Here is a 19,930-nt window from a genome sequence, read left to right on the forward strand (position 1 = left end):
CTCAATCATTCTCCCGCTTGGAGCGACCGGGCGAGGGCGGGAACGACGGGCGCGTCGGGCGCGTCGGCCCGTTCGGCCGACGCCTCGCGGATGGTCATCCACACGTTGTAGAGGCCGACGACTGCGCCGATGACGAAGAGGAGGCCGCCGATGGCACGGGCGATGTAGTAGGGCCGCATCGCCACGAGCGAGTCGATGAAGGAATAGGCGAGCGTGCCGCCTTCGTTGTAGGTACGCCACATCAGGCCCTGGATGATGCCCGAGTTCCACATTGCGAAGACGTAGACGAGCGTGCCGGCCAGCGAGAGCCAGAAGTGCACCTCGACGAGCTTGTTGGAATACATGGCCGGCCGCTTCCAGACCCACGGCACGACGGCATAGATCGAGCCGAAGGTGATGAGCGCTACCCAGCCGAGCGCGCCGGCATGCACGTGGCCGACCGTCCAGTCCGTGTAGTGCGAGAGCGAGTTGACGGCGCGGATCGACATGAACGAGCCCTCGAAGGTCGAGAGGCCGTAGAACACTGCCGCCAGCATCATGAAGCGCAGCGTGGCGTCATCACGCACCTTGTGCCAGGCGCCGTTGAGGGTGAGCAGAGCGTTCGCCGCCGCCATCCACGAGGGCACGATCAGCATGATCGAGAAGGTCATGCCGAGCGTCTGCACCCATTGCGGCAGGGCCGTGTAGTGCAGGTGGTGCGAGCCCGCCCACATGTACATGAAGGTGATGCCCCAGAAGCCGAGGATCGACATGCGGTAGGAGAACACCGGCCGGCCCGCGCGCTTGGGCAGGTAGTAGTACATCATCCCGAGGAAGCCGGCGGTGAGGAAGAAGGCGACCGCGTTGTGGCCGTACCACCACTGCGTCATCGCATCCTGCACGCCCGAGAAGGCCGAGTAGCTCTTGGCGCTGCCGAAGGAGATCGGCACGGCGAGGTTGTTGACGATGTGCAGGATGGCCACGACCAGGATGAAGGCCATGTAGTACCAGTTGGCCACGTAGATATGCGGTTCCTGCCGGCGCATCAGCGTGCGCAGGTAGATCGAGAAATAGACGACCCACACGACGACGAGCCACAGGTCGGCGTACCACTCGGGCTCGGCATATTCCTTCGACTGGGTGATGCCGAGGAGATAGCCGCTCGCCGCGATGAGGCAGAAGAGGTTGTAGCCGACGAGCACGAACCACGGGCTGAACTGGTCGGGCAGGCGGGCGCGGGACGTGCGCTGCAGGACGTGGAAGGAGGTGGCGATGAGCGCGTTGCCGCCGAAGCCGAAGATGACGCCGGAGGTGTGCACCGGCCTGAGGCGGCCGAAGCTCGCCCAGGCGGCGTCGAAGGTCATGTCTGGATAGACGAGCAGCCAGGCGACCCAGTCGCCCACGCCCATGCCGATGACGCCCCAGATCATGGCGAGCACGACGCCGGCCTTCGTCGGCGTGTCGTAATACTGGGCGAGGCGCTCCTCGCCCGGCTCTGGCGCATAGAAGCCGGCGATGACGAAGAACATCAGGATGACGGCCGAGGCCATGATGAGCCCGCCGTGCACGGCAAGAATGTCCCCCCGGCCGGCGATGGCCAGGGCAAGGCCGAATGTCGCCACGGCCGTCAGCACGGCAAGAGCCAGCCGCCTCTCGCCCCTCGTCAGTTCCGATATCATGGTGGCGTTGCTCCCGCTCCGCTCCTGGTCCCTGCGACGGGTGCGGAAATCCGCCCGTCTCACAGGCCATAGGACGAGCCGGCGGCCGATTGTTTGATGCGGATCAAAGAACGCCGGATTCGGCTGTGCCGGGCGCCTGTCTTGGCCCGGTTCCCCCACGCGGCCAGAGGCCCGGCCCGCAACGCCGCTAGATACATGGTCGCGGGGCGGGGCACCGATTCGTAATGCAACTCGTTTGCACTTGCGCCGCGGCTGCGCGTCGCCTATATCTGCAATTGCAATTCATTCGCAATAAGGAGAGGCGTTTCATGCCCGATGCGACGCGACGCGGCCTCATGGCTATGGTGGCTGCTGCCCTGCTTGGTTTCATGGTCGCAGCCGGCCCGGCCGCGGCGCAAACGCCGCCGGCTCGCAAGCTCGTCATCGTTGCCACGACCGGCATGATCGCCGACGCCGTGCGCCAGGTGGCAGGGGACCGGGCCGAGATAAAGGCCCTGATGGGTCCGGGTGTCGATCCGCACACCTATCGCCAGACCCGTTCCGATATTGTCGCCATGACGCAGGCTGACGCCGTGATGTGGCACGGGCTCTACCTCGAGGCCCAGCTCGAGGCCTTTTTCGTCGACCTTGCGAAGCACAAAAGGGTTTTCGCTCTTGGCGAAACTCTGCCGAAGGCTGAATTGCTGGCGCACGAGGACTACGAGGGCCGCTACGATCCGCACGTCTGGATGGCGCCGCGCATCTGGAAGGGGGTCGTTCTTGCCGCGCGCGATGCGCTGATTGCGCTCGACCCGGCCGGCGAGGCGACCTTTCGCCGCAATGCCGATGTACATCTAGGCGAGATCGATGCGCTCGCCGCCTATGGCGAGAAGGCCATGGCCAGCGTACCGGCGGAGGCTCGCGTCCTCGTGACCGCGCACGATGCCTTCCGCTACTTCGGCCGCGCCTATGGCTTTGAGGTGCTCGGCATCCAGGGCATCTCGACCGAGAGCGAGGCGGGGCTCAAGCACATCGAGGATCTTGTCGGCACGTTGGTCGAGCGCAGGATCGGCGCCATCTTCGTCGAGACCTCGGTGCCGGACCGCAACGTCAGGGCCCTCATCGAAGGGGCGGCGGCGCGCGGCCACAAGGTGGTCATCGGCGGCGAGCTCTATTCCGATGCCATGGGTCGGCCGGGCACCTACGAAGGCACCTACGTCGGTATGATCGACCACAATCTCACGACGATCGCCCGGGCGCTCGGCGGCGACGCGCCGGCCAGGGGCTTTCAGGGCAAGCTCGACCCGGTCGATTGAAGAGGCATGACGCCATGAGTACCCCGACCCTGATCGCCGACAACGGCCGCACGCTCGGCGAGAGCCATCCCGACAGTCCGCTCGCCGTCAACGGGCTGACGGTCAGCTACGGCGAGAAGCCCGTGCTGTTCTCGATTGACTTCGTCGTACCGAAGGGGGCGATGGTTGCCATCGTCGGCCCCAACGGCGCCGGCAAGTCGACGCTCATCAAGGCGGCGCTCGGCATCGTGCCGCGCATCGCCGGCGAGGTCACGGTTTTCGGCGCTCCTTATGAAAAGGCGCGCCACCGCATCGCCTACGTGCCGCAGCGTGCCAGCGTCGACTGGGACTTCCCGGCGACCGTGCGCGACGTCGTGCTGATGGGGCTCTACCGCGAGATCGGTTTCCTGCGCTTCGCCGGCCGCCGCCATCGCGAAAGGGCCCTCGCCTGCCTCGAGCGCGTCGGCATGGCGGCCTTCGCCGACCGGCAGATCGGACAGCTCTCCGGCGGCCAGCAGCAGCGCGTCTTCCTCGCCCGCGCGCTCGCCCAGGAGGCGGACCTCTATGTGATGGACGAGCCCTTTGCCGGCGTCGATGCGGCCACCGAGCGCGCCATCATCGCCGTGCTCAAGGAGCTCAACGGCGCCGGCAAGACCATCGTCTGTGTGCACCACGACCTCGCTACCGTGCCCGACTATTTCGACCATGTCCTGCTCGTCAATGTGCGTAAGATTGCTGATGGGCCGGTCGCCACCACCTTCACCTCGCACAACCTGCAGGCGACCTACGGCGGTCGTCTCGCGGCCGCCCATGTGGAGGAGGTCGCGGTCGGGCGGGAAGCGGCGGGGGAGGGGCGATGATGGCCTTCCTCACGGCGCTCGCCCTCGGCGCGGGCTACAACACCGCCCTCGTCACCATCGGTGCTGCCATCCTCGGCGGCAGCGCCGGGGCCATCGGCACCTTCGTGCTCCTGCGCAAGCGCTCGCTCGTCAGCGATGCCGTCAGCCACGGCACGCTGCCGGGCCTCGCGCTCGCCTTCATCCTGATGGCGCTCCTGACCGGCGACGGACGCAACATCGTCGCGCTCATGGTGGGCGCAGCGTTCAGCGCCGCCCTCGGCCTCTTCTGCGTCGAGTGGATCACCCGCCGCACGCGTCTCACCGAGGATGCGGCCATCGGTGCGGTCCTGTCCGTCTTCTTCGGCTTCGGCATCGTGCTGCTCACCGTCATCCAGTCGCTGCAGACCGGCGGGCAGGCCGGCATCGCCGGCTATCTCTTGGGCTCGACCGCCGGCATGCTGCGCTCGGAGGCGGAGACCATCGCCGTCGCCGCGCTTGCCACGGGGGCTGCCATCTTCGTCCTGCGTCGGCCCTTCACGCTGGTGTGCTTCGACGAGGGCTATGCCGCGACGCGCGGCATCGACGTGCGCCTCACCGACCTTGCCATGATGGGCGTGCTGCTCGCCGTCACGGTCATCGGCCTCAAGGTGGCCGGCCTCGTGCTCATCGTCGCGCTCACCATCATCCCGCCGGTGACGGCGCGGTTCTGGACCGACCGGCCGGAACGCATGGTGCTCATCGCCGCCGCCTTCGGCGCCGCCGCAGGCTATGTCGGCGCCGCCATCTCCGCCTCGGACCGGGGCCTGCCGACCGGGGCGGTCATCGTGCTCACCGCCGCCGCTTTCTTCGCCGTCTCGCTCGTCCTGTCGCCCGTCCGCGGGCTGATGTCCGGCCTTGCCACGCGCCTGCGTTTCCAGCGGCGCGTGCACGAGCGTCAGGGCCTGCTCGCGCTCGCCCGTGGCGAGGCCATCTACGATCCCCTGACCATCAAGGTTCTGCGCCGGGCCGGACATATCCGCGCCGATGGCGTCGCGACGCTCGAAGGCCGCGCCGCCGCTGCGGCCGCCGTGCGCGAGGAGGCCTTGTGGGGTCTCTACCGCCGGCTTCATCCCGATGAGGCGGGGGCCCTTGATCACCAGGGGCTTGCGCCCATCGCGACGGCCTTGCCGCCGGACGTTGTGGCCGATCTTGCCGCGCGCCTCGAGCCGGCCGATACCGGAGTACGCTGATGGGTACCGATTTCGTTGTCCTCAGCCTGGTGCCGCTCGCAATCGGCATCCTCGTCTGCGTTTCCTGTGCGCTGCTCGGCAATTTCCTCGTGTTGCGTCGCCAGAGCCTCATCGGCGATGCGGTGAGCCACGTAGTGCTGCCGGGGATCGTCGGCGCCTTCATCGTCACCGGCACCGTCGCGGCCGGCGCCATGCTGCTGGGCGCCGGCATCGCCGCCGTCCTCGCGGTCCTCCTCATCGAGATCGTGCGCCGGGTCGGTCGTGTCGAGCCCGGCGCGGCCATGGGCGTCGTCTTCACCACGTTCTTCGCCGCGGGCGTGCTGCTGCTCGAGCAATCGGACACGAGCTCCGTGCATCTCGACGTGGAGCACGCGCTCTACGGTAATCTCGAGAGCCTCATCTGGCTCGCGGGCAGCGCAGGCTGGGCGGCGCTCCTCGATCCTGCCGCGCTCGCGGCCCTGCCGCCGCAACTGCCGCGCCTGGCACTCGTCACGTTCGCCGTCGTCTTGTTCCTGCTCGTTTTCTGGAAAGAACTCGTCATCGGCACCTTCGATGCGACATTCGCGGAAAGCGTCGGCGCACGGCCCGGGCCCGTGAGCTTCGCCCTCATCGTCATGGTGGCTGTGGCGGCGGTGGCGGCCTTCGATGCCGTAGGCTCGATCATCGTCATCGCCATGTTCATCTGCCCGCCGGCCAGCGCGCGGCTAATGACCGACCGGCTCGTGCCGCAGCTGGCCTGGAGCGTCGTATTCGCCGTGGTCTCGGCCATCGCCGGCTATGTTCTGGCCGGCTACGGCCCGCTCTGGCTGGGTGCCGCCTACAGTGTCAGTGCCGCAGGGATGATCGCGACTGTCGCAGGGCTGATCCTCGCGCTCGCCTGCCTGGCCGGGCCGCGGCGCTTCGGCACGCGCACGGCCGCCCGTCGGCGGCGACCGCCCCCAAGGCGGGCATCTCACCACCAGTCGTCGATCTCGAATTCCTTGCAGGTATAGCCAATGAAGCAGCTTGGCGTGTCCGCGGCGCGCACCCAGGCGGGGCGGGTGACCTGTGTCGGGAAGCAGAAGCTGCCGTTGGCGACATAGCGGTCGTAGGTCGTCCGGCTGGTCGAGACGACGACGGCGCCGCGCGAGGCGACGATGCCGGCAAGGGCGCGGCACGTGAGCGCGGGCGCATAGGGGCGCGACTGTGCGAAGGCCTGGGTGGCCGGAGCAGCGACGGACGCGGCCATCAACAGAGCAAGGGTGAGGGTGCTGGCTTTCATCGTCTCGCCTCCACATGGGCGCCGGGCGCCGGACGAACAACAAATTATAGCTCGCCTGAAACAGAATGGCCCCTTCGCGCGTTTCCATGGCACTCGCTTAAGTCAAGGGGTGGAACGCCATGTCCACGATACTCATCGTCATACTGATATTGTTGCTCATCGGCGCTCTGCCGAGCTGGCCCTACAGTGCAGGCTGGGGCTATTACCCGAGCGGCCTCCTGGGCCTCATCCTCATCGTCATCCTCATTCTCGCACTGATGGGGCGCTTGTAGCGCCCGACAGGATCAGGCGTTTTCGGGTCGGCCGCCGGCGCACGTTCTCCGCGCCGGCGGCGGCGTGACATTCAGGGTCACAGGGAGAGAGAACATGGAGTTGACGATCCAGCTTCTTGGTGTGCTCGGTTCCATGATCGTCTTCGTGACGATCTGCGCTCTCGAAGGGGCAAGCTGAACGAGCCCGCTCCCGATCGATTTTTACGGCACTGCCGAGGGCAGGGGGTCAATCGCCCGCGCGGCGAATGCGTGTTGCCGCCTGTGAGAGATGGTAAAGCGCGATTCCGCTCGTCGTCGCCACGTTGAGAGAATCGAAGCCCTGTGCCATGGGGATGGTCACCGTGCGGGCGCGCGCCATGACGCCGGCCGGCAGGCCCGGACCTTCCGTGCCGAGCAGGATGGCGGCCCGGGCCGGACGCGCGAGCTGCGCAAGTGGCGTTGCGCCCGACGGGCTCAGCGCGAAGGGAACGAAGCCGTGCCGCTCCAAGAGGGCCACGACGTCCTCGCTCGCGCCGATGCGAGCCGAGGGCACGATAAGGCTCGCGCCGACGGAGACGCGGATCGCCTTGCGGTAGAGCGGATCGCAGCTCGCCCCGTCGAGCAGCACGCCCGCAGCGCCGAAGGCGGCTGCATTGCGGAAGATGCCGCCGACATTGTCATGGTTGGCGATGCCAAGCCCGACGACGACGAGCGCCTCCTCAGGCAGTTGGTCGAGGAGCTCGGCCGCTCCCGGCATCGGCGCCCGCTCGCCGAGCGCCAGGATGCCGCGATGAATGTGGAAGCCGACGATGGCATCCATCACCGCCGATGAGGCGCGGTAGACGGGCACCGCCGCCGGCACCAGCGCCAACAGGTGGCCGAGATTGTCGAAGCGCTTGGCTGTCACCAGCAACGAGCACGTCCGGTGGACGGCGCGCGTCAAGAGCACGCGCAGCACCACCTCGCCCTCGGCGACGAAGTGGCCCTGCCGGCCGACGAGATCGCGCTCGCGCACGTCGCGATAGGCGGCGATGCGGGCGTCACCCGGATCATCGATGTCGATGATTTCAGCCAAGGGCGGCTCCCGCACGGCCTTGTGCGCCGCAGTCGCCAGCCATGCGCTCGCACGCATGGCTTTTCCTGTCGTTCGCTGGCATTGTCCCTTGCCTCATTGGAACAGCCATAAGAAAAAGCTCGCTCACGCTCAAGGACGGCGCCGCAGGGCGCCAGGATATGGAAGACCCTATGCCCAGCTATCGCTCGCGAACCTCCACCCACGGCCGCAACATGGCCGGTGCCCGCGGCCTCTGGCGCGCCACCGGCATGAAGGATGGCGACTTCGGCAAGCCGATCATCGCCGTCGTCAATTCCTTCACCCAGTTCGTGCCTGGCCATGTGCACCTGAAGGACCTCGGCCAGCTCGTGGCGCGCGAGATCGAGGCGGCGGGCGGCGTCGCCAAGGAATTCAACACCATCGCGGTCGACGACGGCATCGCCATGGGCCACGACGGCATGCTCTACAGCCTGCCCTCGCGCGAGATCATCGCCGACAGCGTCGAATACATGGTCAATGCGCATTGCGCCGACGCCATGGTCTGCATCTCCAACTGCGACAAGATCACGCCCGGTATGCTGATGGCGGCCATGCGCCTCAACATCCCGGCCGTCTTTGTCTCCGGCGGACCGATGGAGGCTGGCAAGGTCGTCCTCAACGGCAAGGAAAAGGCGCTCGATCTCGTCGACGCCATGGTCGCGGCCGCCGACGACACCGTCTCGGACGAAGATGTGAAGGTCATCGAGCGTTCCGCCTGCCCGACCTGCGGCTCGTGCTCGGGCATGTTCACGGCCAATTCGATGAACTGCCTCACCGAAGCGTTGGGCCTCGCTTTGCCCGGCAATGGCTCCACTCTCGCCACCCACGCCGACCGCAAGCGCCTCTTCGTCGAGGCCGGCCACCTCATCGTCGATCTCGCCCGCCGTTATTACGAGCAGGACGACGCCTCGGTGCTGCCGCGTGCCATCGCGAGCTTCAAGGCCTTCGAGAATGCGATGACGCTCGACATCGCCATGGGCGGCTCAACAAACACGGTTCTCCATCTCCTCGCCGCGGCGAATGAGGGCGAGGTGCCGTTCACGATGAGCGACATCGACCGCCTGTCGCGCCGCGTGCCCGTCCTGTGCAAGGTGGCGCCAGCGGTCGGCCACGTGCACATGGAGGATGTGCACCGCGCCGGTGGCATCATGGCGATCCTGGGCGAGCTCGATCGCGTCGGCCTCATCGACACCAGCTTGCCGACCGTGCACAGCACGACGATGGCTGAGGCGCTGGAGCGCTGGGACATCGTACGCACCGACAGCGAGAGCGTGCGCACGTTCTACAGGGCCGCGCCCGGCGGCGTGCCGACGCAGGTCGCTTTCAGCCAGGACCGGCGCTGGGACGACCTCGACCTCGACCGTGAAAAGGGTGTCATCCGCGCCGCGAAGCATGCCTATTCGAAGGACGGCGGCCTCGCCGTGCTCTACGGCAACCTCGCCGAGGACGGCTGCATCGTGAAGACGGCCGGCGTCGATGAATCGATCCTGAAATTCTCCGGCCCCGCCCGCATCTTCGAGAGCCAGGATGCGGCGGTCGAGGGCATCCTCGGCAACAAGGTCAAGGCCGGCGAGATCGTCCTCATCCGTTACGAGGGGCCGCGCGGCGGCCCGGGTATGCAGGAAATGCTCTATCCGACGAGCTACCTGAAGTCGAAAGGGCTCGGCAAGCTCTGCGCTCTCGTCACCGACGGGCGCTTCTCCGGCGGCTCCTCGGGCCTGTCCATCGGCCACGTCTCGCCGGAAGCGGCCGAGGGCGGCACCATCGGCCTCGTCGAGGAGGGGGACATCATCGAGATCGACATCCCGAACCGGCGCATCCATCTCGCCGTGGGGGAGGAGGAGATCGCCCGCCGCCGCGCCGCCATGGAGGCGAAGGGCGACGCCGCTTGGCAGCCGGCCGCCCCGCGCAAGCGCGCCGTCTCGGCCGCCCTGAAGGCCTACGCGGCCCTGACGACCAGCGCCGCCCGCGGCGCCGTGCGCGACGTGAGCGGCCTCAAGCGCTGAAAACGTTTCGGCGGGTCGCAGGGCTGGAGCGCCGCTGCCCCCTCCCCATTACATGAGGGAGGGGGCGTCAAGACGCCGCCCGCCATGGCATCGCCAGCGCCGGGCGCTCGGGCTGTTGTGTCGCTACGCCTGCGTGACGATGGCCTCCAGAAGCCGCATCGCCCGCGCCCCGGCGGCGGCGTCGGGCACGTCGCGCTGCTCACCTCGTACCACCGCGAGGAAGTCACCGATCAGGGCGTAGTAGCCCTTGTGGTCCTCGTTGGCGGCGACCGTCAGGTTCGGCTCCCAGACGAGCGTATCCTCGCCGTCGACGAGGCTCGCGTCCGTGCGGCTCACCTTGAAGGGCGGCGCGCGGTAGTAGCGGACCTCGTGCACGTTGCGCACCTCCACGCGCTGGTGGTCGGCCATTACCTGCCACCATTCCATCGGCGTGCCGCGCGACTGGTGCGTGCCCATGACGAGCGTGCCGAGGCCGCCGCTCGCGAAGCGGAAATCGACGTGCAGCAGCAGCTTTCCGGGGGCGAGTTCGTGCCGGCGCGCGCCGACTTGGGCGACCTCGCCCATCAGCCACGGAACGAGGTCGAGATAGTGCACGCAATGATGCAGGTAGAAGCCGGTGTAGTCCGGGTCCTTTTCGAAGTATGTCGGCGCCGTCATGTACTCGCCGAGGAAACTTGCCGGCGTGCCGAATTCCGGCTTGGCGACGACATTGGCGGCGATCCGGTTTGCCGTTGAATAGCGTTTCATGAACCCGAGCACGACGGGTACGCCCGCGGCCTGCGAAGCCTTGGCAAGTTCCTCGGCCTCGCGCGCCGTCGCTGCCGGCGGCTTCTCGACGAAGACGGGCAGCTTGCGTGCCATCGCCGCCATGCCGACAGCGAAATGTACGGCAGGGCCTGCAGCAATGCCGATGGCATCGATGTCCTGGCGCGCCAGCAGCGCCTGCCAATCGCGCATCGTGTTCTGCACCGGGATGCCGTAGCGTCTCGCGGTCTGGGCGAGCCGCGCTTCGTCGGTGTCGCAGAGCGCGGCGATGGTGACATCGTGGCGGATGAGCTGCGGCAGCAGCATCTCGTTGGCATGCGTGCCGCAGCCGATCCAGCCGATGCGAATGGTCATGGCTCATGCCCTCCCGGCGAAGGCGAGCGCGGCCTTGAGATAGGCCACACTGTGGGCGAGTTCTCCGTCTTCGTTGCGCTGCGGTGCACGCCATTGGGCGAGCGGCACCCCCGGCCGCTCGTCGTCGCGGCGGAAGGGCTCGAGGGTGATCGGCCCAGCGTAGCCGACGTCGACGAGGGCACGCGCCACCGCCGGCCAGTCGATATGGCCGGAACCGACGAAGCCGCGGTTGTTCTCGTTGGCCTGGAAATGTACGAGCCGCTTGCCCGCCAGTCGGATGGCGTCGGGGATGGAGGGATCCTCCATGTTCATGTGGAAGGTGTCGAGCATCACGCCGAGCGCCGGCGAGGAGACCGCCTCCGCGATGGCGAGGCCGTGGCGCGTGGTGTTGGCGATGTCGGTCTCGAAGCGGTTGAGCGGCTCGAGCCCGAAGGTCACGCCGGCATTCTCGGCGCGCAGGCTCGCCTCCCTCAGGCCGCTGACGACGCGATCGATGCGCCGCTTGCGCTCCTCCTCAGCGACCGGTGCCGGCGGGCGCCCGGCGAAGACCATCGGCGCCCCGTAAAGCGGCCCGCCGACGATGGTTGCGCCGAGCGCCGTCGCGGTCTCGACGCAGGTGCCGAGATAACGGATGCCCGCCTGTCGGGCGCCCTCGTCAGCACTCGAAATGTCGCGGGCAAGGCTGACGCGGGCGGCCAGCACCACGCCGAGGCCGCTGTCGGCGAGCGCGGTCCTGGTCTCGGCGAGATTGAGCTCGCCGGGCTCGGGCACCAGCAGTTCGACGAAGTCGCAGCCGGCCTTCTTCGCTCGGGTGAAGGTTGCGAAATGTTCGCGGCCGAACGGCCGGGCATAGAACATCGAGATGACGCCGATCGGGTTCATTTGCTTGGTCATGACTTCACCGCACCGGCCGTGAGACCGCCCACGAGCCGCCGTTGCACGAGGAGGAAGAGGATGGTGACGGGGATGGCGACGAGCGTTCCGCCCGCCGTGAGCAGGCCCCATTGCACCGTGAACTCGCCGATGAAGAGCTGCAGGGCAACCGTGACGGTGCGCACGTTCTGGCCCGACAGCATCATGGCGAAGAGGTATTCGTTCCAGGAAGTGACGAAGATGTAGATGCCCGTCGTCACGATGCCGGGCATGACGATCGGCAGGATGACGAGGCGGATGGTTTGCAGACGGCTGGCCCCGTCCATGATCGCTGCCTCGTCGAGTTCGGGCGGGATCGCATTCATGTAGCTCGTCATCATCCAGATCGAGAATGGGATCGCGAAGGTGGAATGCCCGGCGATGACGCCGAGGAAGGTGTCGAGCAGCCCGAGGGCGCGCATCAGCACGAAGAGCGGGATGATGATGAGCACGATCGGGAACATGTTCACGACGAGGAACTGCACCATCAGGAAGCGCCGCCCGCGGAAGCGGAAGCGCGAGAAGGCATAGGCCGCCGGCACGCTGACGAGGAGCCCGACCGTGACCGCGCCGACGGCGACGATGAAGCTGTTGAGGAGGTTGCCGGCGAAGGTCGTGCGGGCGAGGAGGTCCCGATAATGCTGCAGCGTGCCCTCGCTCGGCCAGTACGCAACCGGCCATTGGGCGATCTCCTCGTTGGGCTTGAAGGAGGTGATCACCATCCAGGCATAGGGCGCGAGCGCGAAGAGCACGATGGCGAGGACCGGGATCTCCACCTGGACGACGCGGGCGAGACGGGAGCGGCGTTCGATCATCGGCTGAGCTCCCGCGCCACGCGGCGCACATAGATGAAGACGACGACGAGCAGAAGCGCTGTGAGCACCAGCGCGAGCGCCGCGCCATAGCCGAATTCCATGCCGCTGTAGGCTTTGAGGAAGGCGTAGAGCGGCAAGGTGTGGGTGGCGTAGCCCGGCCCGCCGCCGGTCATGACGAGGATCACGTCGAGCGAGTTCGCCACCCAGATGGTGCGCAGCAGGAGCGCGGTCGCGATCACCTCGGAGATCGACGGCAGCGTGACGTAGACGAGCTTCTGGAAGCGGCTCGCCCCGTCGATCTCGGCCGCCTCGTAGAGCTCGGCGGGGATCGTCTGCAGGCCGGCGAGCACGACGACGGCGAAGAAAGGAAAGCCCTGCCAGATGAGGGCGAGGATGACGGCGTAGAAGGCCGTATCGGGATGGGCGAGCCAGGCGACCGGTTCGGAGATGAGGCCGAGCCGCAGGAGCCCGTCGTTGATGACGCCGACATTGAAGTCGTACATCCAGGTCCACATCAGGCCGATGATGACGCTCGGCAGGGCCCAGGGCACGATGATCAGCGAGCGGGCGATGCCCCGCCACCAGAAGCTCTCGTTGAGGAGGAGCGCGGCGCCGAGCCCCAGCAGGAACTGGAAGCCGACGACGAGCGCGATCCATAGGAAGGAGTGGCCGAGCGAGATCCAGAAGACCTCGTCGTTCCACATGCGTTGGAAATTGCCGAAGCCGATGAAGGGCACGTCCTTGGGGCGGAAGAGCACGAAATCGTGCAGGCTCATCCACGCCGTCTGCAGGACGGGAACGAGGATGACCGCCGCCGTGACCACGAGGGCGGGCAGCAGAAAGGCATAAGGCGTCATAAGCGCGCGCGAGCGCGCTCCCGCCGTCACGAGGCTCGTCACGGGCCGAAACTCCGGAAAAGGTGGGTGGAGGCGGTATTGCGCCGCGCTCCACCCGGGTCGGCAGGGGCCAGGGGGGACCCCCGCCACCCATCAACCGTGGAAGTGCTTCTCGATGGCCTGCATCATGTCGTCGGGGCTGATCTGTCCGAGCAGCGCGCGCTGCATGTTGGTCGGCCAAACGGTGCGCACGAAATCCGCTGTCTTGGGGCTATCTGGCAGCACACCGGCCATGGCGAGCGACTGCTCGCTGGCCTCGACGAAGCGCTTGGGATGCAGCTTCCAGTTCGCCATGCCCGAGGTGGTCACGGTGAGCTGGCCGGTGAAGCCGTTGAAGGTGACGTTGTTCTCGGCGGTGGACAGGAAGGTGATCCACTTGAAGGCGGCCTCCTTGTTGGCGCTTGCCGCGAAGACCGCGTTCGATTCGTCGCCAAAGGAGGTCCAGCCGTTGCCGTCGGGCGCGCGCGGCACCGGCACAGCGGAGACCTTGTCGCCGAGCGCCTCAACCATCTCGTTGGACGAGCCGACGTGGTGGATGGTCATGGCCGTGCGGCCCGCCTTGAAGCCGTCGATGATCTGGCGGAAGCCGTCGGTCGGTGCTGACGGCGGGAAGACCTTCTCCTTGGTACCGAGATCGACGAACCAGCGGTTGGCGGCGAGCGCCTTGTCGCTGACCATGCCGCCCTTGCGGAAATTGGCGCCGCCGCCGAGGACGAATGGCCCCCAATGGTCGTGGCCACCCGCTCCGCCGCGCATGCCGAACCCGAAGACGCCATCCCTGGTCAGTGCCTTCGCCGCCTTGAGGAAGTCGTCGAAGGTGTGCGGGGCTGCGACGCCGGCCTTTTCGAACAGATCCGGTCGGTAGTAGAGATAGAGCACTACGTATTGTAGCGGCAGGTAATATTGCTTGCCATCGCTGGCCCTGTTGAGCTGCCAGATGTCCTCGGTGATGTCGGTACGCGCGTTCCAGCCCTTGAGCATGTCGTCGAGCGGCTCGAGCGCTCCCATCTCCACGAGGCGGGCCTGGTTGTTGAGCTTCACCATGGCGCAGTCGGGCGCATTGCCCGCGACGAGCGCGGCGAAAAGGCGCGTGTAGTAGTCGTTGCCGCCGCCCCACGGAATGCTTTCGGCGACGACCTTGATGCCGGGATTTTCCTTCTCGAACTTCGCGACGAGCTCGGCTGGCGAGTGCTGCGGATTGTCGAAATGGTACCACCAGCGCACCGTCACGCCCTGCGCGACGGCCGGGGCGGGAAAGCTGCCCGCGAAGGGCGCGGCAAGCGCGCCCGCGCCGGCGAGTTGCAGGAATCTGCGCCTCCCGATGCCCTTTTTGCGGGTCATGTTGTCCTTGGTCATGTCCTCTCCTCCGGTTCTTTGCGTGTTGTTTCTGGGGTACCGCCCTGGTCCCCTTTCGCTGCAAGGGGGAAATTGCCGTCTCCTATCGGCCGAGAACCTCCCTGATATGCGCCGCGCCGGCCGCGATGGCCGCCCTTGCCGCCGGCAGCTCGCGCGTCATGCGCAGAAAGCCGTGGACGACGCCGGGCGTCACGTCGAGGCGGAAGGCAATGCCGGTGTGGGCGAGTTTGTCGGCCAGCAGCAGCGTGTCGTCGAGCAACGGATCGAGCCCCGCGGCATTGAGATAGAGCGGCGGCAGGCCGTCGAGTTCGGCGCGCAGCGGGACGGCGAGCTCGGTGGTGTCCGCCGGCAGGGTGCCGAGGAAGTTGCCCCAGTACCACTGCATGATCGCGGTTCCGAGAAAGAGGCTGCCGTCGCCAAGGCGCTCGTGGCTTGCCGTGTCGAAGATCGGCGCGTAGCAGCCGTAGAACAGGGCGGCCGTTGCGGGCAGCGCCTGTCCCTTGTCGCGCCGGGCGAGAAGCGCGGCGAGCGCGAGGTTCGCCCCGGCCGAATCGCCGGCGAGCGCGATGCGCGCCATGTCGACGGGCTGGCCGAGGCCGCCATCGGCCGCGAAGGCGAGGGTGGCGAGGACATCGTTGAGCGGTGCCGGGAAGGGATGTTCCGGAGCGAGGCGATAATCCATGCTGAGGACGGCGCAGCCCGAGGCCTTGGCCAGGTTGCGCACGGTGCCGTCGTGCGTGTCGATGGAGCCGAAGGTCCAGCCTCCGCCGTGCACGAAGACGACGAGGCCGTTCGTCAGCGCGTCCGCCTGCGGTTCGTAGAGACGGGCCCGCATGCCGCCGGCAGCCGTGGGGACGGTGAGCTCACGCACCGCCGCCAGCTCCGGCGCGCCGGCGTTCCAGGGCTTCGCCAGCTCTTCGAAGGTCTGTCGGGCCTCACCCATCGCCATGGTGCGGTAGTCGACGGCGGGCGCAGCGCGCATGCGCTCGTAGATGGGCCGGAAATCTGGGTCGAGGGGCAGGGTCATGCTGACTGACGCTCCGAGGAAACGTCGACGATGGTGTCGATGTGGTGGCCGAGCGCCTCGGCAAGGCCGGCGCCGTCGCGCGCGGCGAGGCGCTCGTAGATGGGTTGGTGCCGGCGCGCCGTCTCGAGCAGCGGCCGGCGATGGCGCGGCTCCCACAACTTCTGCCGGTGCGAATGCAGGATGCAGCGCACGAGGATCTGCTCCAGCGCCTGCAGGCCCGCGAGGCGGAAGATGGCGAGGTGGAAATCGGTGTCGAGCTCGATGAGCCGGTACTGGTTGCCCGCGCTCGCCACTCGCTCCATCTCGTCCTGGAGGGCCTGCAAATCATGCAGCGCGCCATCCGTTACCGCCGCCGCAGCCCGCACGGCTCCACGCATCTCGATGCGGCGCCGGAGCGCGATGATCTCGTCGGCCTCTTCCGGGTCGAGAGGCGTGACGGTGGTGCCGCGATGGCCGCTGCGGATGACGAGCCCGTCCTCCTGCAGGCGTAGCAGCGCCTCCCGCACCGTGCCCTGGCTGCAGCCAAGCTCGCGCGCGAGGCCGAGTTCCGTCAGGGCGATGCCAGGCTGCAGGTCGTTGAGGATGATGCGGCGTTTGACCGCCGAATAGGCTGCCTCGCGCGGGCGCACGTCCGAATCCTCCCCGCTTTCTTATTATCGATATTGATATTGATAATTCAAACGGCTTAACCTGACAAGACGGCGCCCGCCAGGGCGGCCGCAATGATCGAGGTGGCGATGGCCTCAGGACGCGGCGGCGCGTGGGGGGGGCCGGCTTTCCGCCTGCTTCGCGGGCGCTGTCCAGCCGAGTGCCCGCGAGATCGTGTCGGCCGTCTCGATGACGAGTTCGCCGAGCACGGGGATACGCGCCGGCGAGATGCGCTCGGCCGGGCCGGAGACGCTGATCGAGGCGAAGACGCTGCCCGAGGCGTTACGGATCGGGGCGGCGACGCAGTTGAGGTTGCGCTGGTGCTCGGACCAGTCGATGGAGTGGCCGCGCTTGCGCGTCGCCGCCATCTCCTCGCGCAGCCGCTGCGGGTCGACGATGGTGTTTTCCGTAAAGGCCTTGAGCCCGGCGGCGATGACGCGCTCCAGCGTCGCCTCGTCCTGGAAGGCGAGGATGGCCTTGCCGACACCCGTACAATAGACCGGTGCGCCCTCGATGGTCATGACGAGCGAGCTTGGGCCGCTGTCCATCTCCTTGCGGTCGACGAAGACGGCGTGCAGGCCGTCGAAGATGCAGAGGTGGACCACCTCGCCGCTCAGCTTGGCGAGGCGGTCGACATGCGGCTGCGCCTCGCGGTGCAGGTCGAGGTTGGCGAGATAGAGGCTGCCGAGTTCGAACAGCTTGAGCCCGAGGCGGTAGCGCTCCCGGTCTCGGTCCTGCTCGATGAAGCCGATCTCCTTCATCGTCGCGAGCAGCCGGTGGGCGGTGGCCTTGGGATAGCCCGTCCGCGCCTGGATCATGCCGAGCGTCAATGTCCGGTCGTGCTTGGTGAAGCACTGCAGGATGCTCGCCATCTTGCCAAGCGAGTTGACCAGATCCTTGCGCTGGGTCCGCGTCACGCTTTGCCTCGTTCATTCCGTCATGCGGAACATATCGAGGAAGTTCTTCGAGCGTCAAGCGCTTTTGAGCCGTGCGTCCAGATGGGCGAGCGCGGAGTCCGATTCCGTGTTGACGATCGACTTGGAGGCTCGATAAAGTCTGATATACGGAATAAAAATCCGATATTCGGACCAGGGAGCTGAAATGCACAGGAAACTCGCAGGTGTCATTCCGCCAATGACGACGCCGTTTCGGACCGATGGGACGATGGCGCTGGAGGCCGTTGCCGGGCAGGTGGACTTTCTTGTCGCGGCCGGAGCGCACGGCCTGGCAGCCGGCGGCTCGACCGGCGAGGGCCATACGCTCGACCCGGAGGAGTTCCGCGATCTCATCAGCGCGGCGGTCGCCGCCACCGCCGGGCGGGTGCCGGTGATCGCCGGCATCATCGTCGACAGCACGCGCGACGCGATCCGCCGCGGCAAGCTGGTGCGCGACATGGGCGTCGCCGCCCTGCAGGTCACGCCGGTGCACTATCTCTTCAAGCCGGACGACGAGGCGATGGTGCGCCACTTCCGGGCGCTCGCCGACGAGACCGGCCTGCCGATCATCATCTACAACGTGGTGCCCTGGACCTATCTGTCGCCGAAGTTGCTCGCCCGCATCATGCGCGAGGTGCCGATGGTGGTCGGCGTCAAGCAGAGCGCCGGCGATCTCAAGCTCTTCGCCGACCTGATGGCCGAGAACCTTGCCGACAAGCTGATCTTCAGCGCCGTCGATGCGCTGATGTATCCCTCCTACACGCTCGGCGCCCACGGCTCGATCGCCGCGATCCTCGCCGCGGCGCCCAAGGCGTCGGTCGATCTGTGGGACGCGGTGAAGGCCGGCGATCACCCGCGCGCGCTCGATCTCCACGTCAAGCTGCTGGCGCTGTGGAACGCCATGGTCTCGGACAACCTGCCGGCCTGCACGAAATATGCCCAGAGCCTGCAGGGCGTGAACGCGATGGAACCGCGCGCGCCGATGCCGCCGGCCTCGCCCGCCCAGCGCGAGGCGATCCGCGCGGCGCTGGCGGGCCTCGGCGTTGCCGTCAAGGCAAAGGCGGCCTGAAGGCCGTCTCCTGTTCAAAAAAGCAAAAGCATATCGGGTTGGAGGAAACGTCCATGTTCTCGCGCAAATCGTTCTCGCGCATATCCCTGACGCGCCGGGTCGCCATGGCCGCGGCGGTCTCGCTCGCCGTCGCCGGGCCGGCGCTCGCCGCCTGGCCGGAGCGGCCCGTCACCATGATCGTGCCGTGGAGCGCCGGCGGCGGCACCGACGCGACGGCGCGCATCGTCGCGAGCCTGCTCGAGAAGGAACTCGGCAAGCCCGTGTCGGTCGTCAACCGCACCGGCGGCGGCGGCATCGTCGGCCACACCGAGATCGCCAATGCCAAGGCGGACGGCTACACCATCGGCGTCGTGACGACCGAGCTGTCGATGTATCACTGGCTCGGCACCTCGGCGCTGAACTACGACAGCTACAGCCTCATCGCCCTCTACAACACCGATCCGCAGGGCGTGCACGTGCGCAAGGACGGGCCGGCCACGATCAAGGACCTCGTCGAGGCGATCAAGGCGGCCCCCGGCAAGCACAAGGCCTCTGGCGCCAACCAGGGCGGCGCGGCGCATCTGTCCTTCGTTGGCCTGCTCAACGCCATCGGCCTCAAGGCCCAGGACGCGCCGTGGGTGCCGACGGACGGTTCGGCGCCTTCGCTGCAACTCCTCACCTCGAAAGCCATCGATATCGTCACGACGACGATGCCCGAGGCGCAGACCATGGTCGATGCCGGCGAGGTGAAGACGCTCGCCCTGATGCGTCCCGAGCGCGATCCCGCCTTCCCCGACGTGCCGACCGTCAAGGAAACGCTCGGCGTCGACTGGAGCCTCGGCGCCTGGCGCGGCGTCGCCGGCCCCAAGGGCATGCCGGAGGAGGTCGTCGAGACGCTCTCGAAGGCCATGGCCAAGGTCGTGAAGGACCCAGAGTTCGTTAAGTTCATGGATGCCCGCAAGTTCGGCATCGAATATGCTGGCGGACCGGATTTCGCGAATTACCTCAAGCGGATGGATGAACGCTTCGGCGAGGCCATGAAGGCCGCCGGCCTCGCCAAGCAATAGGGCCGGGACTCCTTCCATGCGCAAGGTGGATGTCGCCGCGGGCTTGCTCTTCGCGGCCTTCGGAGCGGGCGTCGTCGTTGAGGCGGCGTCCATTCCTCCGATGATCGGGCAGGCCTACGGGCCTGGCTTCTTCCCCTCGCTCGTCGGCGGCGGGCTCGTCGTCGCCGGGCTCATCATCGCCCTGCGCGGCCTCTTCACCGCGCCGGAAGCGGTGGTGGAGGGGGCGGGGCGGCCCGCACCGACTGCGACGCGGCCCTACTGGGGAGCGCTCGCCTGGCTGGTCGCTGGGCTTGTCGTCATCATCCGGGCTTTCGAAGCCATCGGCTTCGTGCCGCTCCTTGGCATCTATCTCGCCGGCTTCATGCTGCTGCTCGGTGTGCGGCCAGTGCAGGCGGTCGTTCTCGGGTTTCTCCTGACCCTCGGCGTCTATTTCCTGTTCGTCCGCCTGCTGCTGGTGCCGCTGCCGGCCGGGCTGCTGCAACCCCTTCTCGGGTAA

20 protein-coding genes are annotated in these 19,930 nt (G+C 67.4%); 9 read left to right on the top strand and 11 right to left on the bottom strand.

From position 1 onward, the window contains the following. Positions 1-5: 5 nt before the first annotated feature. On the bottom strand, positions 6-1,658 hold the full coding sequence (gene ccoN / locus ASC46_RS15940) for a cytochrome-c oxidase, cbb3-type subunit I (protein ID WP_055460297.1): 1,653 nt from the start codon (positions 1,656-1,658) through the stop codon (positions 6-8). Between the two features lie 308 nt (positions 1,659-1,966). Here ccoN and ASC46_RS15945 point away from each other — a divergent pair, with 308 nt between their 5' ends. From ASC46_RS15945 to ASC46_RS15960, 4 genes are read left to right on the top strand one after another with little or no spacing between them, the layout of a single operon-like run. Then, a complete protein-coding gene (locus ASC46_RS15945) occupies positions 1,967-2,953 on the top strand; it encodes a metal ABC transporter solute-binding protein, Zn/Mn family (RefSeq protein ID WP_055460298.1) in 987 nt (328 codons plus the stop codon). A 14-nt stretch (positions 2,954-2,967) separates the two neighbouring features. Continuing rightward, a complete protein-coding gene (locus tag ASC46_RS15950) occupies positions 2,968-3,792 on the top strand; it encodes a metal ABC transporter ATP-binding protein (protein WP_055460299.1) in 825 nt (274 codons plus the stop codon). Then, positions 3,789-5,000 (top strand): metal ABC transporter permease, encoded by a 1,212-nt coding sequence (locus ASC46_RS15955; RefSeq protein ID WP_055460300.1) that lies wholly within the window; start codon positions 3,789-3,791, stop codon positions 4,998-5,000. Before ASC46_RS15950 ends, ASC46_RS15955 begins: the two co-directional genes overlap by 4 nt. After that, positions 5,000-5,992, top strand: a complete 993-nt coding sequence (locus tag ASC46_RS15960) for a metal ABC transporter permease (protein WP_055460301.1) — start codon at positions 5,000-5,002, stop codon at positions 5,990-5,992. The genes ASC46_RS15955 and ASC46_RS15960 overlap by 1 nt, the downstream gene beginning before the upstream one ends. Here the strand turns inward: ASC46_RS15960 and ASC46_RS15965 are convergent. Beyond that, entirely contained in the window at positions 5,953-6,261 is a 309-nt protein-coding gene (locus ASC46_RS15965) for a hypothetical protein (RefSeq protein ID WP_055460302.1), read from the bottom strand. The two genes, ASC46_RS15960 and ASC46_RS15965, sit on opposite strands and share 40 nt — an antisense overlap. Before the next feature lie 119 nt (positions 6,262-6,380). Here ASC46_RS15965 and ASC46_RS20930 point away from each other — a divergent pair, with 119 nt between their 5' ends. Next, entirely contained in the window at positions 6,381-6,533 is a 153-nt protein-coding gene (locus ASC46_RS20930; protein WP_071923285.1) for a DUF3309 family protein, read from the top strand. A gap of 226 nt (positions 6,534-6,759) precedes the next feature. Here ASC46_RS20930 and ASC46_RS15970 read toward each other — a convergent pair whose 3' ends face one another. After that, entirely contained in the window at positions 6,760-7,644 is an 885-nt protein-coding gene (locus ASC46_RS15970; protein ID WP_082464870.1) for a TrmH family RNA methyltransferase, read from the bottom strand. A 113-nt stretch (positions 7,645-7,757) separates the two neighbouring features. Between ASC46_RS15970 and ilvD the strand changes: the two genes are divergently transcribed. Continuing rightward, positions 7,758-9,611 (top strand): dihydroxy-acid dehydratase, encoded by a 1,854-nt coding sequence (gene ilvD, locus ASC46_RS15975; RefSeq protein WP_055460303.1) that lies wholly within the window; start codon positions 7,758-7,760, stop codon positions 9,609-9,611. Between the two features lie 123 nt (positions 9,612-9,734). Here ilvD and ASC46_RS15980 read toward each other — a convergent pair whose 3' ends face one another. The 8 genes from ASC46_RS15980 to ASC46_RS16015 form a co-directional block, all read right to left on the bottom strand. Beyond that, on the bottom strand, positions 9,735-10,730 hold the full coding sequence (locus ASC46_RS15980; protein WP_055460304.1) for a Gfo/Idh/MocA family oxidoreductase: 996 nt from the start codon (positions 10,728-10,730) through the stop codon (positions 9,735-9,737). Positions 10,731-10,733: 3 nt separating this feature from the next. Then, on the bottom strand, positions 10,734-11,624 hold the full coding sequence (locus tag ASC46_RS15985) for a sugar phosphate isomerase/epimerase family protein (protein WP_082464871.1): 891 nt from the start codon (positions 11,622-11,624) through the stop codon (positions 10,734-10,736). After that, a complete protein-coding gene (locus ASC46_RS15990; RefSeq protein WP_055460306.1) occupies positions 11,621-12,457 on the bottom strand; it encodes a carbohydrate ABC transporter permease in 837 nt (278 codons plus the stop codon). The genes ASC46_RS15985 and ASC46_RS15990 overlap by 4 nt, the downstream gene beginning before the upstream one ends. Continuing rightward, complete coding sequence (locus ASC46_RS15995) at positions 12,454-13,356, bottom strand: carbohydrate ABC transporter permease (RefSeq protein WP_055460307.1); 903 nt, start codon at positions 13,354-13,356, stop codon at positions 12,454-12,456. The genes ASC46_RS15990 and ASC46_RS15995 overlap by 4 nt, the downstream gene beginning before the upstream one ends. A gap of 90 nt (positions 13,357-13,446) precedes the next feature. Then, positions 13,447-14,709: an ABC transporter substrate-binding protein gene (locus tag ASC46_RS16000; RefSeq protein ID WP_055460308.1), complete on the bottom strand. Its 1,263-nt coding sequence runs from the start codon at positions 14,707-14,709 to the stop codon at positions 13,447-13,449. Between the two features lie 82 nt (positions 14,710-14,791). After that, a complete protein-coding gene (locus ASC46_RS16005; protein WP_055460309.1) occupies positions 14,792-15,736 on the bottom strand; it encodes an alpha/beta hydrolase fold domain-containing protein in 945 nt (314 codons plus the stop codon). Then, complete coding sequence (locus ASC46_RS16010) at positions 15,733-16,365, bottom strand: GntR family transcriptional regulator (protein WP_055460310.1); 633 nt, start codon at positions 16,363-16,365, stop codon at positions 15,733-15,735. Before ASC46_RS16010 ends, ASC46_RS16005 begins: the two co-directional genes overlap by 4 nt. Before the next feature lie 114 nt (positions 16,366-16,479). Then, positions 16,480-17,301, bottom strand: coding sequence for an IclR family transcriptional regulator (locus ASC46_RS16015; RefSeq protein WP_055460311.1), 822 nt, complete (start codon positions 17,299-17,301; stop codon positions 16,480-16,482). A gap of 184 nt (positions 17,302-17,485) precedes the next feature. Here ASC46_RS16015 and ASC46_RS16020 point away from each other — a divergent pair, with 184 nt between their 5' ends. From ASC46_RS16020 to ASC46_RS16030, 3 genes are read left to right on the top strand one after another with little or no spacing between them, the layout of a single operon-like run. Further along, on the top strand, positions 17,486-18,388 hold the full coding sequence (locus tag ASC46_RS16020) for a dihydrodipicolinate synthase family protein (RefSeq protein WP_055460312.1): 903 nt from the start codon (positions 17,486-17,488) through the stop codon (positions 18,386-18,388). 53 nt (positions 18,389-18,441) lie between these two features. Then, the gene (locus ASC46_RS16025; RefSeq protein WP_055460313.1) at positions 18,442-19,434 is read left to right on the top strand and encodes a Bug family tripartite tricarboxylate transporter substrate binding protein; all 993 of its coding nucleotides are present in this window, start codon (positions 18,442-18,444) and stop codon (positions 19,432-19,434) included. Between the two features lie 16 nt (positions 19,435-19,450). Continuing rightward, on the top strand, positions 19,451-19,930 hold the full coding sequence (locus ASC46_RS16030; RefSeq protein WP_055460314.1) for a tripartite tricarboxylate transporter TctB family protein: 480 nt from the start codon (positions 19,451-19,453) through the stop codon (positions 19,928-19,930).

This window comes from Chelatococcus sambhunathii (genome assembly GCF_001418005.1).
Taxonomy (GTDB): domain Bacteria; phylum Pseudomonadota; class Alphaproteobacteria; order Rhizobiales; family Beijerinckiaceae; genus Chelatococcus_A; species Chelatococcus_A sambhunathii.

Bases quoted from the DNA above. Each gene is read 5' to 3' on its own strand.
- ccoN (WP_055460297.1), bottom strand. From the start codon at position 1,658: ATGATATCGGAACTGACGAGGGGCGAGAGGCGGCTGGCTCTTGCCGTG.
- ASC46_RS15945 (WP_055460298.1), top strand. From the start codon at position 1,967: ATGCCCGATGCGACGCGACGCGGCCTCATGGCTATGGTGGCTGCTGCC.
- ASC46_RS15950 (WP_055460299.1), top strand. From the start codon at position 2,968: ATGAGTACCCCGACCCTGATCGCCGACAACGGCCGCACGCTCGGCGAG.
- ASC46_RS15955 (WP_055460300.1), top strand. From the start codon at position 3,789: ATGATGGCCTTCCTCACGGCGCTCGCCCTCGGCGCGGGCTACAACACC.
- ASC46_RS15960 (WP_055460301.1), top strand. From the start codon at position 5,000: ATGGGTACCGATTTCGTTGTCCTCAGCCTGGTGCCGCTCGCAATCGGC.
- ASC46_RS15965 (WP_055460302.1), bottom strand. From the start codon at position 6,261: ATGAAAGCCAGCACCCTCACCCTTGCTCTGTTGATGGCCGCGTCCGTC.
- ASC46_RS20930 (WP_071923285.1), top strand. From the start codon at position 6,381: ATGTCCACGATACTCATCGTCATACTGATATTGTTGCTCATCGGCGCT.
- ASC46_RS15970 (WP_082464870.1), bottom strand. From the start codon at position 7,644: ATGCGTGCGAGCGCATGGCTGGCGACTGCGGCGCACAAGGCCGTGCGG.
- ilvD (WP_055460303.1), top strand. From the start codon at position 7,758: ATGCCCAGCTATCGCTCGCGAACCTCCACCCACGGCCGCAACATGGCC.
- ASC46_RS15980 (WP_055460304.1), bottom strand. From the start codon at position 10,730: ATGACCATTCGCATCGGCTGGATCGGCTGCGGCACGCATGCCAACGAG.
- ASC46_RS15985 (WP_082464871.1), bottom strand. From the start codon at position 11,624: ATGACCAAGCAAATGAACCCGATCGGCGTCATCTCGATGTTCTATGCC.
- ASC46_RS15990 (WP_055460306.1), bottom strand. From the start codon at position 12,457: ATGATCGAACGCCGCTCCCGTCTCGCCCGCGTCGTCCAGGTGGAGATC.
- ASC46_RS16000 (WP_055460308.1), bottom strand. From the start codon at position 14,709: ATGACCAAGGACAACATGACCCGCAAAAAGGGCATCGGGAGGCGCAGA.
- ASC46_RS16005 (WP_055460309.1), bottom strand. From the start codon at position 15,736: ATGACCCTGCCCCTCGACCCAGATTTCCGGCCCATCTACGAGCGCATG.
- ASC46_RS16020 (WP_055460312.1), top strand. From the start codon at position 17,486: ATGCACAGGAAACTCGCAGGTGTCATTCCGCCAATGACGACGCCGTTT.
- ASC46_RS16025 (WP_055460313.1), top strand. From the start codon at position 18,442: ATGTTCTCGCGCAAATCGTTCTCGCGCATATCCCTGACGCGCCGGGTC.
- ASC46_RS16030 (WP_055460314.1), top strand. From the start codon at position 19,451: ATGCGCAAGGTGGATGTCGCCGCGGGCTTGCTCTTCGCGGCCTTCGGA.